At 47.3% G+C, this 13134-nt stretch carries 10 protein-coding genes; 7 read left to right on the top strand and 3 right to left on the bottom strand.

Translation table 11 applies throughout. The features are described from left to right. Positions 1 to 85 precede the first annotated feature (85 nt). The 5 genes from A2F46_RS05900 to rpmG all read left to right on the top strand — a co-directional run bounded on the left by A2F46_RS05900 (position 86) and on the right by rpmG (position 6629). On the top strand, positions 86 to 1315 hold the full coding sequence (locus A2F46_RS05900) for an efflux RND transporter periplasmic adaptor subunit (RefSeq protein ID WP_066567913.1): 1230 nt from the start codon (positions 86 to 88) through the stop codon (positions 1313 to 1315). Positions 1316 to 1332: 17 nt separating this feature from the next. Beyond that, a complete protein-coding gene (locus A2F46_RS05895) occupies positions 1333 to 4581 on the top strand; it encodes an efflux RND transporter permease subunit (protein ID WP_082783596.1) in 3249 nt (1082 codons plus the stop codon). Continuing rightward, on the top strand, positions 4581 to 6059 hold the full coding sequence (locus tag A2F46_RS05890; protein WP_066567912.1) for an efflux transporter outer membrane subunit: 1479 nt from the start codon (positions 4581 to 4583) through the stop codon (positions 6057 to 6059). Before A2F46_RS05895 ends, A2F46_RS05890 begins: the two co-directional genes overlap by 1 nt. 155 nt (positions 6060 to 6214) lie before the next feature. Beyond that, complete coding sequence (gene rpmB, locus A2F46_RS05885; protein ID WP_066567911.1) at positions 6215 to 6448, top strand: 50S ribosomal protein L28; 234 nt, start codon at positions 6215 to 6217, stop codon at positions 6446 to 6448. A 25-nt stretch (positions 6449 to 6473) separates the two neighbouring features. After that, entirely contained in the window at positions 6474 to 6629 is a 156-nt protein-coding gene (rpmG, locus tag A2F46_RS05880) for a 50S ribosomal protein L33 (RefSeq protein WP_066567910.1), read from the top strand. A 198-nt stretch (positions 6630 to 6827) separates the two neighbouring features. Here rpmG and A2F46_RS05875 read toward each other — a convergent pair whose 3' ends face one another. Both A2F46_RS05875 and A2F46_RS05870 read right to left on the bottom strand, forming a co-directional pair. Beyond that, positions 6828 to 7031 (bottom strand): (2Fe-2S)-binding protein, encoded by a 204-nt coding sequence (locus A2F46_RS05875; RefSeq protein ID WP_066567908.1) that lies wholly within the window; start codon positions 7029 to 7031, stop codon positions 6828 to 6830. A 310-nt stretch (positions 7032 to 7341) separates the two neighbouring features. Next, a complete protein-coding gene (locus A2F46_RS05870) occupies positions 7342 to 8388 on the bottom strand; it encodes an MFS transporter (RefSeq protein WP_231867723.1) in 1047 nt (348 codons plus the stop codon). Between the two features lie 116 nt (positions 8389 to 8504). On the opposite strand from A2F46_RS05870, the gene A2F46_RS05865 reads away from it, so the two are divergent. Both A2F46_RS05865 and mraW read left to right on the top strand, forming a co-directional pair. Continuing rightward, positions 8505 to 9428 carry a LysR family transcriptional regulator gene (locus tag A2F46_RS05865; RefSeq protein WP_066567907.1) on the top strand — a complete coding sequence of 308 codons (924 nt, stop codon included), beginning with the start codon at positions 8505 to 8507 and terminating at the stop codon, positions 9426 to 9428. Between the two features lie 212 nt (positions 9429 to 9640). Beyond that, positions 9641 to 9889 (top strand): 16S rRNA (cytosine(1402)-N(4))-methyltransferase, encoded by a 249-nt coding sequence (mraW, locus tag A2F46_RS13415; RefSeq protein ID WP_082783595.1) that lies wholly within the window; start codon positions 9641 to 9643, stop codon positions 9887 to 9889. A 249-nt stretch (positions 9890 to 10138) separates the two neighbouring features. Here the strand turns inward: mraW and gyrA are convergent, their stop codons facing one another. Next, complete coding sequence (gene gyrA / locus A2F46_RS05855; protein WP_066567902.1) at positions 10139 to 12730, bottom strand: DNA gyrase subunit A; 2592 nt, start codon at positions 12728 to 12730, stop codon at positions 10139 to 10141. Positions 12731 to 13134 lie beyond the last annotated feature (404 nt).

The raw sequence follows: 13134 nt of genomic DNA, 5'->3' as shown, positions 1-13134 counted from the left end.
TTGGGTTATTGTCTGAGCAGTCCTGCAAGGATGATGGCGTATATATATTTATTTAAAAACAACACATTACATTATTGAGGTGGTTATGAAAGCAAATGGGATACCAAAAAAATGGCGTATTAGTGCCATGGTATTGGCCAGCGCACTGGCTTTGGCTGCATGTCATGGGAAAGATGATACAGCGGGACAGCAAATGCCACCCCCAGTGGTGAGCGTGGTGACTGCACAGCCAACTACAGTAACGGTGTCGACGCAATTAACTGGTCGTTTACAGCCGATACGTGAAGCACAAGTGCGTGCACGCGCAGCCGGCATCCTACAAAAACGCTTGTTTGCGGAAGGGGGTTACGTTAAGGCGGGCCAGCCTTTGTTCCAAATTGATAATGCCCCTTATGTGGCGCAATTGGATACAGCGAAAGCAAGTTTGGCTACAGCAGAAGCCAACTTAGCCAAAGCCGATGCCGATGTGATGCGGTATCGTCCCCTCGTTGCGGCCAATGCCATCAGTAAGCAGGAATTTGATGCAGCCATTGCGCAGCAGCGCTTGGCTCGCGCGCAGGTGCAGAGTGCTCGCGCTTCCATCAAAACCGCCCAAATTAATGTGGGTTATGCTTATGTAACCGCGCCGATTTCTGGTCGCATTGGTAAGGCTTTGGTGACTGAAGGCGCATTGGTGGGGCAGGGCGATGTCACCCAGTTGGCGTTGATCCAGCAAACCGATACTTTGTATGTGGATTTGAACCAGTCGGCTCAGCAGGCCATGAAAGTGCGCCAAGCCATTGCTGAAGGCAAAATGAAAATGGTCAATGGCAATCCTGAAGTCACCATTTATTTGGATGACGGTTCTGAGTACCCAGAAAAAGGGCGTTTATTGTTTACCGACATGACTGTGGATGAGAGCACAGGTCAGGTGAGCGTGCGTGCCGAAGTGCCCAATACCGGTAATATTTTGCTGCCGGGCCAATTTGTGCGGGTGGCCATCCCAGAAGCGCAAATTGACAATGCTATTTTGATTCCACAGCAAGCGGTGAGTCGAGGTTCACAAGGGGATACCGTAATGGTGGTCAATGCCGATGGTGGTTTTGCCCCACGCCCAGTTACCATTGCTCGCCAGCAAGGCAATAATTGGATTATTACTGGTGGCTTAAAAGCAGGGGATAAAGTGATTGTCGATGGTTTGTCGGCGGTGCAGATGACCGGTGCGAAAACCGTTAAAACCCAACCTTGGAAAGGCAATCAGGCTGCTGCGCCCGCGCAACAGCCCGCCGCCAGTCAACCTGCTGCCCATGCTGCTTCTGGCAGCAAAAGCAAGTAATCGGATAAGGGTTTACCATGCCTAAGTTTTTTATTGACCGCCCCATTTTTGCTTGGGTGGTCGCCATTTTTATTATCTTGGCCGGGGTGGTCTCCATCACCAAGTTGCCTATTGAACAATACCCAGAAGTGGCGCCGCCAACCATCAATTTGTCGATTGCCTATCCTGGAGCAGATGCACAAACCATCGATGACACCGTTATTTCACTGATTGAGCGTGAAATGAATGGGGTGCAGGATTTGGAGTACATGGAATCCAAATCGTTATCCAATGGTACTGGCTCTATTACATTGACCTTCAAGCCCGGTACGGACTCTGACATCAATCAGGTGAATGTTCAAAACAAGCTATCGGCAGTGGAAAATCGTTTGCCTTCTATGGTGCGGCAAACCGGGATTACCGTCAGCAAGGCGCGCAGTAATTTCTTGCTGATGGCCATGTTCTCCACCGATGACCCAAATGTGTCTACGACGGAAATCGCCGATTATGTGGCACGGAATGTTCAGCCGGAAATCCAGCGCTTGCAGGGTGTGGGTGATGTGACTTTGTTTGGCTCCGAACGCGCGATGCGTATTTGGCTGGATACCGATAAATTACGTTCTCTCAATCTCACGGCTTCCGATGTGAATACAGCGATCGCTGCGCAAAACATGCAAGTTTCCGCTGGTGCCTTGTCTGATTTACCTAATGGTGGTGATCAGACCATGACGACTACCGTGGTGGTGCCAGGTCAGCTTAAGAATGTTGAAGATTTTAAAAATATTGTGCTGAAATCGAACACAGATGGCTCTATTGTCCGGCTGAGCGATGTGGCCAAAGTGGAGTTGGGCGCACAAAGTTATGCCACGACTGCACGCCTCAACGGTAAACCAGCAGTGGGCCTGGGTGTTCAATTGGCGACGGGTGGCAATTCGCTGGCGACTGCTCAAGCAGCAAAAGCCAAATTAGCGGAGTTGCAGAAATTTTTCCCCACTGGCGTGAAATGGACTGTGCCTTATGACAGTTCTACATTTGTGAGCATCTCCATTGAAAAAGTGGTGCATACACTGTTGGAAGCGATTTTCTTAGTATTTTTGGTAATGTTGTTGTTTTTACAGAATATTCGTTATACTTTGATTCCGACTATTGTGGTGCCGATCGCCCTGCTGGGTGCATTTGCGGTGATGTATTTCACGGGTATGTCAATCAATGTACTGACGATGTTCGCCATGGTGTTGGTGATTGGTATTGTGGTGGATGATGCGATCGTGGTGGTTGAAAACGTCGAGCGCATCATGGTTGAAGAGCATTTGCCTCCCAAAGAAGCCACCAAAAAAGCCATGACACAAATTACCGGCGCTGTCATTGGCATTACGTTGGTGCTGATTTCGGTATTTATTCCAATGGCCTTCTTTGCAGGTTCAACAGGCAATATTTATCGTCAATTTTCCTTGGTAATGGCTGTGGCCATCTTCTTCTCGGCGCTTTTGGCTTTATCATTAACACCTGCTTTGTGCGCCACCTTGTTGAAACCTGTGAATGGGCATGAAGATAAAAAAGGTTTTTTTGGGTGGTTTAACAAAAAATTTGATGCAGGTGCTAAGAAATATGAGTCGGGTGTATCGCGGTTGTTGAAGCGCTCTGGCCGCATGTTGTTGATCTATGTGATGCTGACTGGTGTGGCTTTGTTTGTATTAACGCGTTTGCAGACTTCGTTTTTGCCACAAGAAGACCAAGGTTATGCCATCGCTACTGTGCAACTGCCTTCTGGCGCGACTCAAGAGCGTACATTAGAAACCTTCAAACAAATTGAAGGTTTTACGATGAAACAGCCAGAAGTTCAAAATATGGTGTCGGTGTTGGGCTTCAGCTTCACCGGCCAAGGTCAGAATATGGGCTTGAGCTTCATTACGCTTAAAGATTGGTCAGAACGTAGTGGAGCAGAGCACAGTGCTGATTCGCTGGCACAACGTATTACTGGTGCCATGATGATGACCTTGAAAGATGGTTTCGTATATGCTTTGAATCCACCTGCAATTCCTGGTTTGGGCACCAGCTCCGGTTTCGATTTTCGTCTGGAAGACCGTGGTGGAAAAGGGCATGAAGCCTTGCTAGCAGCACGCAATCAATTGTTGGGCATGGCCATGCAAAGCAAAGTGTTGACGCAAGTGCGGCCTGATGGCATGGAGGACGCACCACAATTACGGATAGACATTGATCGTGATGCCGCTAGTGCACAAGGGGTAAATTTCTCCAGCATTGCGAGCACATTGTCGACTGCGCTTGGTTCTAATTATGTGAATGACTTTCCGAATAGCGGACGCATGCAACGGGTGATTGTGCAAGCTGATGCGGCCAATCGTTTGCAGCCTGAAGACGTGATGAAGCTGACTGTGAACAATACGCAAGGCCAACCAGTGCCACTTTCCACCATGGTGAAAGCATCATGGGTAACCGGTCCGATGCAGACTGTACGTTACAATGGTTACCCAGCCATGGCCATTACGGGGTCTGCAGCGCCCGGCTACAGTTCGGGTGATGCGATGGCAGAAATGGAAAAGATGATGACCAAGCTGCCTGAAGGGTTTGGCTATGAATGGACTGGCTTGTCACGTGAAGAACAAGCTGCCGGTTCACAATCCACCATTCTCTATGCGTTCTCTATTTTGGCCGTGTTCCTGTGTTTGGCGGCTTTGTATGAAAGCTGGAGTATCCCGTTTGCAGTGATGCTGGTGGTGCCACTTGGTCTGTTGGGCGTGGTGCTGGGGGTATGGGGTCGCAGCATGGGTAATGATGTTTACTTCCAAGTTGGCTTGATTACGGTGATTGGGTTGAGTGCGAAAAACGCCATTTTGATTGTGGAATTTGCTAAGGATTTGCAGGCGCAGGGCAAAACGCCACTTCAGGCAGCCCTAGAAGCCGCTCATTTGCGCTTCCGCCCTATTTTAATGACGTCTATGGCCTTCATTTTGGGTGTGGTGCCATTGTATTTTGCCAGTGGTGCGTCATCTGCCAGTCAGCGTGCGATTGGTACCAGCGTATTCTGGGGGATGTTAATTGGTACATTCCTAGCCATTTTCTTGGTGCCGATTTTCTATTCGACGGTGCGCTCATGGGTACATCCTCGTCACCGTAAAAATGGCGACTTGGCCGTGGCTACTGGTGGTTCTGTGGCGCCGTCCGATGATTCGGCAGTACCCCTAAATAATGATGCCGCTTCGGTTTCTCCGCAGGAACCACGTCGCAATGAAGACAATCATCGCTCTGGCAATAAGGAATCAGAATAATGCAGCAAAAAAAATGTTTGGGTCTTTGCGTCTTGGCGCTGGCGTTGTCTGCTTGTTCCATGGCGCCTAAGTATCAACAGCCGGTGGTGGACATGGCGTCCACATTTCCCAAGGCTTCAGGCAGCCTGAATCCGCAAGGTCGAGTTGCCGCAGCTGACTTGGGTTGGCAGGATTATTTTGCCGATGCACGCCTGCGCCAACTCATTGATTTGGCGTTACAGAATAACCGCGACTTACGGGTAGCGGCATTGAATGTAGAAGCGGTGCGTGCGCAGTACGCCATTGCCCGGGCTGATCGGCTTCCTGCCTTGGGTGCCACAGGGGCCGCTGCCAAATCTCGCGTGGCGCGTGATTTGAGTTCACGCTTGGACGCCAGTGGTAATCAACAAAGTTATATTGCCGAATCGTATAACGTGGGATTGGGCGTAACTTCCTTTGAGCTAGATATATTTGGGCGTGTCAAGAGTTTGTCTGATGCTGCTTTGAATCAATATTTTGCTGAGCAGCAAAATCGCGATGCCACGCAAATCAGTTTGATAGCCAGTGTGGCCAAAGCGTATTTTGCTGAGCGCGTGGCGCAGGCACAGATGGATTTGTCCACGAAAGTACTGGCTTCGCGTGAGCAAAGCAAGAAATTGACTGATCTGCAATTTAAGGCAGGTGTCATTTCCCAAGTGGATGTAGATGTAGCCGTTACCCAGATTGAGGCGGCTCGAGCAGATTATGCGGCAGCAGAACAAGTTCGTGATCAAGCGCGCAATGCATTGTCTTTGCTGATTGGGCAGCCGATTCCGAATGATTTACCTGGTGCGGCGCCGTTAGCACAGCAATTTGTGCAGGCTGAATTGCCTGTTGGATTGCCTTCTGATGTGCTCTATCAGCGGCCAGACGTGCGCTCATCAGAATTTGCCTTAAAAGCAGCCAATGCCAATATTGGTGCTGCTCGCGCAGCTTTCTTTCCAAGCATCAGCCTGACTGGTAGTTTGGGAACGGGCAGCACGGAGCTCAGTGGCCTATTTATGGGGGGAAACCGGACTTGGAGTTTTGCACCGCAAATCACATTGCCGATTTTTACTTGGGGTCAAAATAAGGCCAATTTGGATTTGGCTACGGTACGCAAAAATATTGCGGTAGCGCAATATGAAAAGACAGTACAGTCCGCTTTTCGCGATGTGGCAGATGCTTTAGTGGCACGCAGTGCGCTGCTGCGACAGTATCAGGCACAGCAAAACAGCGAACGCGCGCAGGTAAATCGCTATAAATTGGTGCAGATGCGCTTCAAGCATGGTGTTTCCAGCTCCTTGGAAATGCTGGATGCAGAGCGCGACAGCTACAGCGCCCAGCAGTCTTTGTTGCAAACTCAGCAAACGCTGTTGGAGAATCGCGCCGATATTTATAAGGTATTGGGCGGTGGTTTACACGGAGAAACGGCGGCAACTCCGTCTGATTCGACCAAGGCTAGCCAAAACCTGAATTAAATCGCTTTCAGGCTACCGCTTTAGGCTGCCTGAAAGCGCTATTGGTGTTTTGCGGATGCCAAATTTGCCACACTAGGGCGATTTAAACCTTGAATAAACATTGCTTTTCATGGTATAAATCGCGTTTTACGAATTTAGAAGTTTGGAGTTTAATCATGGCACGAGTATGTGAAGTGACCGGTAAGCGCCCGATGAGCGGCCACAACGTGTCACACGCCAACAACAAAACCAAACGTCGTTTCTTGCCGAATTTGCAATCACGTCGTTTTTGGGTGGAAAGTGAAAACCGCTGGGTGCGTCTGCGTGTGAGCAATGCTGCTTTGCGCACCATCGATAAAGTGGGCATCGACGTTGTATTAGCCGAATTGCGCGCGCGCGGTGAAGCTTAATCGCAATTGATTAAAGGATAAAGCAATGCGCGATAAAATTAAATTGGAATCTTCTGCTGGTACAGGTCATTTCTATACCACCACGAAGAACAAACGCAATATGCCGGGTAAATTCGAAATCAAAAAATTCGATCCCGTTGCCCGCAAACATGTATTGTACAAAGAAACCAAATTAAAATAATGGTTATTGCCGTACACCCAAAACCCTGCCTAGAGCAGGGTTTTTTATTGTTGGAATGTTTGGTGAATGATCACTGCACCGCAAAAAATTGGAGATGATGGAGTGAGACAGCAGCATGAGCTGTTATTCAATGCCAGTGCATACAAAAATGAGCCGCTAATTGGCGGCTCATGAAAGAATGGGTGGTTTAAAATTCAATTAATGTTGTCCAGCCAATGCGGCATTGCTGTTCATTTGACTTTCACTGTTGGCGCTTAGATAGGAACAAGCCACATCAGCACAGCAACCGCAGCAAGTTGCCACACCCAATTGGGCTTGTAAGTCAGTCAGGCTATTGGCACCGGCAGCCACGGTTTCTTGGATCTGGCGGTCAGTAATGGCATTGCAAAGGCATACGTACATGATTGGGTCTCGAGTGATATTTAATACCGTTCGACAATGATAATCACTGTTATTTTGATTGGCAAGTATTAATCATGTAAATCTGTGCATGTCCCTAGGTACACCCCATGAACAGGAAAACTTGTGTAGATTTGGTTTGGCTGTGGATAGCTAAAGGGTTATGCATAAGCTATGGATCAGTTTGTGCAATCTTAATTTTACTGAGCGGCCGCTTGAGGGATTTTTTTCATTTGAATCAAGACCAATAATAAACCCAATCCGGACAGCACTGCACCGGCAAAGGAAACTGCTACATAACTCCAGCCCAGACTTAATACGGCTGCTCCGGCTGCGGCACCAATGGCATTGCCAGATTAAATGCACCAATGTTGACGGAAGAGGCCAATCCTGGCGCTTCATGGGCAACCGACATCACTCGCATCTGTAATGGTGGTACCACTGCAAAGGCGGCTGCACCCCAAATCACCAATGCAATGCCTGCACCGATTGCTGTTTTGGCCAGCAATGGGAAAAGCACCATCATCAATATCAGTAAGACTAAAAAGCCGATCAGGGTTTTATCAATTGAGTGGTCGGCAAATTTACCACCTAAATGATTACCGATGGAAAAGCCAATACCAATTAAAATCAGCATGACCGTGACCAGTTGTGGCGTGGCATTGCTGAAATACTTCAAACTTGGTGCAATATAGGTATATAGGGTAAACATTGCACCGGCACTCATTACGGTAGTGAGTAATGCCAAAATAACAGGTCCACGTGTCAAAGCTTTAAGTTCTTGTTTAACATTGGGCGGATGTCCAGCCTGACCTTGTGGTAAAGCTTTCCATAGGGACAAAATGGTCAGCATACCCAGAATGGCAATGGTTGCAAATGCCTCGCGCCAGCCAATATTTTGTCCAAACCACGTTGCCAGTGGTACGCCGCCAATATTGGCAATGGTTAAACCCATAAACATGGCAGCAACGGCGCTGGCTTGTTTGTCTTTGGGAACAAGACTGGCAGCCACGACCGAACCAATACCAAAAAAAGCACCGTGATTTAAACTGGTGATCACTCGTGCAGCCATCAAACTCAGGTAATTGGGTGCAATAGCAGCCAATAAATTGCCAACCGTAAACAGTACCATCAATAACATTAAGGCTTTACGTTGTGGAAAACGACTAAACCATAAAGTCATGAGTGGCGCACCAATCATCACGCCTAACGCATAGGCGGTAATGAGCATACCGGCTTGTGGAATCGAAATCTGCATACCTTGTGTAATTTGTGGGAGGAAACCCATTGGTGAAAACTCTGTGGTGCCGATGGCAAATGCACCAATTGCCAGTGTAAGTAAGGGGAAATTAAGTTTCATCTTGGCTGATTCTGTTGTGGGAAGACGTGTATTTTGTGTCGATTTTTGTTGCAAAAAAACAGTATGTTTAGCAAAATATTATTGACTATAAATCAATAATAAAATGTGGTGATCAAATGAAATCCTCAATCGAAGAATTACTCGCCTTTGTCACGATTGTTGATGCAGGTTCTATTGTCTGTGCAGCACAACAATTAAATCAGACCACATCTGGATTAAGTCGGGCATTGCAGCGTCTTGAATCAAAACTCAATGTAACTCTGCTGGAACGCACTACACGTAAATTAAAATTGACGCAGGAAGGGCAGTTGTTTCTGGATAAGGCACGAAAAATTCTGAATGATCTTGGCGAGGCAGAAGATGCTTTATTGCGCTTTGATCATGAAATCTCTGGTTTGATCAAGATTGATTCGGCTACACCTTTTGTATTGCATGTTATTGCGCCGTTGATACAAGAGTTTATGCAGCGTTATCCCTGTATCGAAATTGAGCTGAATAGCAATGATCAGATCATTGATTTACTCGAACAAAAAACCGATGTGGCAATCCGTTTCGGACAGTTGAATGATTCAAGCCTGCATGCAAAATTATTGTGCCAAAGTCGATTATATATTGTGGCCAGTCCCGAATATTTGGCACGGGCTGGTTATCCGGAAACAGTGCAGGATTTATTACAACATCAATTGATTGGATTTAGTAAAGTTCCAAGTTTGAATAAGTGGCCGTTAAAAATCGATGATCAATTCCTCACGATTCAATCCAAATTAAAAGCATCCAATGGCGAAACAGTTCGGCAACTGGTCATGCTTGGCAATGGTATTGCCTGTTTATCAGAATTTTTGGTGGCAAATGATTTAAAACAGGGGAAATTGGTGGCTTTACTGGAAGAGCAAAATACATTGTATTATCAGAATATTCATGCAGTTTATTATCAGCAAGAACATTTACCCAAGCGGGTGAGCCTATTGATTAATTTTCTGGCGGAGAAATTGCAAAAATATCGGAGTAAGGACGCGATCAACTCGAAAATCAGCGTTTAATTGTAAAAATTTATCCCAAGTGTGTGTAATTTTAAAATCATATGCATTTATATTTTATATATAAAAAACCGCTGGGCCGTTTTGCTAATCATTAAATAATTAGCAACTTAAACTTGGGTTCGTCTTATTTAAATTATTGATTATACATGTCCCATATTTCCGCCTTGCTCCATGAAACTGTTGATGCTGTTTTGGGATAAAAAACAACCAGTATTTTTGTTGATGTGACGTCTGATCGGTGTGGGCATAGTCGTGAACCCTTATCTCGTCTGGATACAGATCCACGATTAGTTGTATTAGATAAAGATATACAGGCTTTAGTTGCTGCTGTCGGAAGATTTCCGTTTTTAGATTGTGTTGCCAGCTTTGCTGATCTGGCAACACAATTAAAACAGTTGGGTATTGCATCTGTGGATGGCATTATGGCGGATTTGGCTGTGTCATCTCCGCAATTGGATTAGGCAGATCGTGGTTTTAGCTTTATGCATGATGGGGCGTTGGATCTGCGCATGGACAATTCACCGGGATAAACTGCAGTACAGAGGTGCAAACGATGTGTGATGGTGGCTGATACGATTTGCGAAATGGGCAAAGAACATTAGCGAGAGGGGGGTAAGGCAATCGAGGTCAAATGATTTCAGGCAACCTAACGTCAGGCTGCCTGAAAAATGCGTAACGCAAACTTCTGCGCTTGTGTTGCGTGATTCTGGTTACTGGTCAAGCTCGGTTTCTTCAGTGTTATCTTCTGCGCCTTCAGCAATGCGTTCCAAGCTCACTAGCTGTTCACCTTCATCCAAATTGATGAGCTTCACGCCAGCCGCCGCACGGCCAGTTTCGCGCACCTGATCCACTTTGGTGCGAATTAACACGCCGCCACTGGTAATCAACATAATGTCATCGTTGGCGGCTACTAAAGTAGCGGCAACCACTTCGCCGTTGCGTTCGCCCGTGTCAATGGCTATTACTCCTTGAGTACCCCGTCCCGATTTTCGGTAATCATCGACTGGCGTGCGCTTGCCATAACCATTGGCCGTGGCAGTGAGGACTTGTTTGTCACCATCCTCGCCAGCATCATAAGCGAGCAGGCTGATGACCAAAGCCTGTTCAGACAAGGTCATACCGCGCACGCCGCGCGCAGTCCGGCCCATTGCTCGGACATTGTCTTCCGAGAAACGAACGGCCTTACCTGCATTGGAAAACAGCATGATTTCGTGTTGGCCACCAGTTTTGACGGCTCCGATTAAGCTGTCGCCTTCATCCAGTGCCAAGGCGATGATGCCCGCTGTGCGCGGACGGGAGAAATCAGCCAGTGGCGTTTTCTTTACCGTGCCTTGGGCTGTGCACATAAATACGTATTGCGTATCGCTGAATTCTCGAACCGGCAAAATGGTGCTGATTTTTTCGCCTTCTTCCAAATTAATGAGATTGTTAACCGGCCGGCCGCGGCTGTTTCTACCGCCTTCAGGCAGCTTGTAGACTTTGATCCAATGACATTTGCCAAAGCTGGTGAAGCACAGCAGGTAGTCATGGGTATTGGCCACAAACAAAGTATCAATAAAATCTTCGTCTTTGGTGGCGGCGGCTTGTTTGCCGCGTCCACCTCGGCGCTGAGCTTGGTAGTCATCCACCAATTGCGTTTTAATATAGCCGCCGTGGGTCAGGGTAACCACCATGTCGCGCTGAGGAATGAGGTCTTCGTCGGCAATATCGCCACCAAATGGGTTAATTTCACTGCGACGGCCATCGCCAAACTGCTCTTGGATGGCGCTCATTTCGTCATGGATGATTTGGTTGATGCGTTCTGGCTTAGCCAAAATATCCAACAAATCCAAAATCACATGCATGATGTCTTTGTATTCGGCTACGATTTTGTCTTGCTCTAACCCTGTGAGGCGTTGCAAGCGCATATCCAAAATCGCTTGGGCTTGTGCGTCTGATAGAAAGTAACCTGTTGCCGTTAACCCCACGTTTTCAGGCAGCCCTTCAGGCTTAACCATGCTCAAATCCACGTCGGTGCGGTTGAGCATTTCGGCGACCAAGCCAGAGTGCCAAGCGCGAGCCGTCAATGCGGCTTTGGCTTCAGGCGGCGTGGCTGAAGATTTAATCAAAGCGATGATTTCATCAACATTCGATAAAGCCACCGCCAAGCCTTCTAAAATATGGCCGCGGTCACGGGCTTTGCGCAATTCAAATAAGGTGCGTCGAGTCACCACTTCGCGGCGGTGGCGCAAGAATTCGCGTAAGATTTGTTTTAAATTCAGCAGTCGCGGCTGCCCGTCGACCAGCGCCACCATATTGATGCCAAAGCTGTCTTGCAGTGGTGTGAGCTTATAAAGTTGGTTGAGAATGACCTCGGCGTTTTCATTGCGCTTGAGTTCAATCACCACGCGCATACCGGATTTATCGGATTCATCGCGTAAATCGGAAATGCCTTCTAGGGTTTTGCTGTGTACCAGTTCACCAATTTTTTCTACCAATTTGGCTTTGTTAACCTGATACGGAATTTCATCAATGATGATGGCCTCACGGTCATCGTGTTTGCCAATGGTTTCAATGTGGGTTTTGCCGCGCATTACGACCCGGCCACGACCAGTTTTGTAGCCATCGCGCACGCCTGATAGGCCATAGATGGTAGCGCCAGTGGGAAAATCGGGTGCTGGTATGAGGTCGATCAGTTCATCCAAGGTGAGCTCGCTGTTGGCGAGCAGGGCTTTGGCGCCTGCAATCACTTCGTTTAGATTGTGTGGCGGGATGTTGGTGGCCATGCCCACGGCAATACCGGATGAACCATTAATCAGCAGCGCGGGGATTTTGGCTGGCAATACTGCAGGTTCATGCTCACTACCATCATAGTTGGGAATGAAATCAACGGTTTCTTTATCGATGTCTGCCAGTAGTTCGTGGGCAATGCGTGCCATACGGATTTCGGTGTAACGCATGGCGGCTGCATTATCGCCATCAATGGAGCCGAAGTTGCCTTGACCATCAACCAACATATAGCGCATCGAAAAATCTTGTGCCATGCGTACAATGGTGTCGTATACCGCTGTATCGCCATGAGGATGATACTTACCGATTACATCGCCCACAATACGCGCGGATTTTTTGTACGCGCGATTCCAGTCATTACTTAGTTCATGCATCGCGTACAATACGCGCCGATGTACAGGTTTAAGACCGTCACGCACATCAGGCAATGCCCGCCCTACAATCACGCTCATGGCGTAATCCAGATAGGATCGGCGCATTTCCTCTTCAAGGGATACAGGAATGGTTTCTTTGGCAAATAAAGCGTCAGACATAATGGTTTAGCGACGGTCAAAATAATTGTTTATTCTATCATATTGGCGTATTTCTTGCCGCGCTGCATTTCAGCGTTAAGGAATGATGATTTAAGTCATATTTTGATAAAAATATGACTTTGTATTTAAATTTTTTAAATATTGATGGCATGAACGGTGTCTTGCTTGGGCTGCATAACTGCCAAAACCTTGCGTTTATTGGCGTACACAAACTGTTCACACGTTCTGTGGATAAATCTGTGTGTAAGTTGTTGGTGGCAGCTTAAAGTGCCGATAAATCAAGCGATGCTGTGTCTCTGCCTAAAAAATAAGCCTTTTATTTTAATTTATTTAAATCAATATCTTGACTTATTTATTGTGCTGTCAATAGTTTATTTGTGCTTGCAGCGTTGTTTTTTTTGTGT

The sequence above is a fragment of the Snodgrassella sp. CFCC 13594 genome (assembly GCF_001590725.1).
GTDB lineage: Bacteria > Pseudomonadota > Gammaproteobacteria > Burkholderiales > Neisseriaceae > Snodgrassella.
Note: the sequence above shows the minus strand (reverse complement) of the source record. Positions and strands in the feature narration are given on the sequence as shown.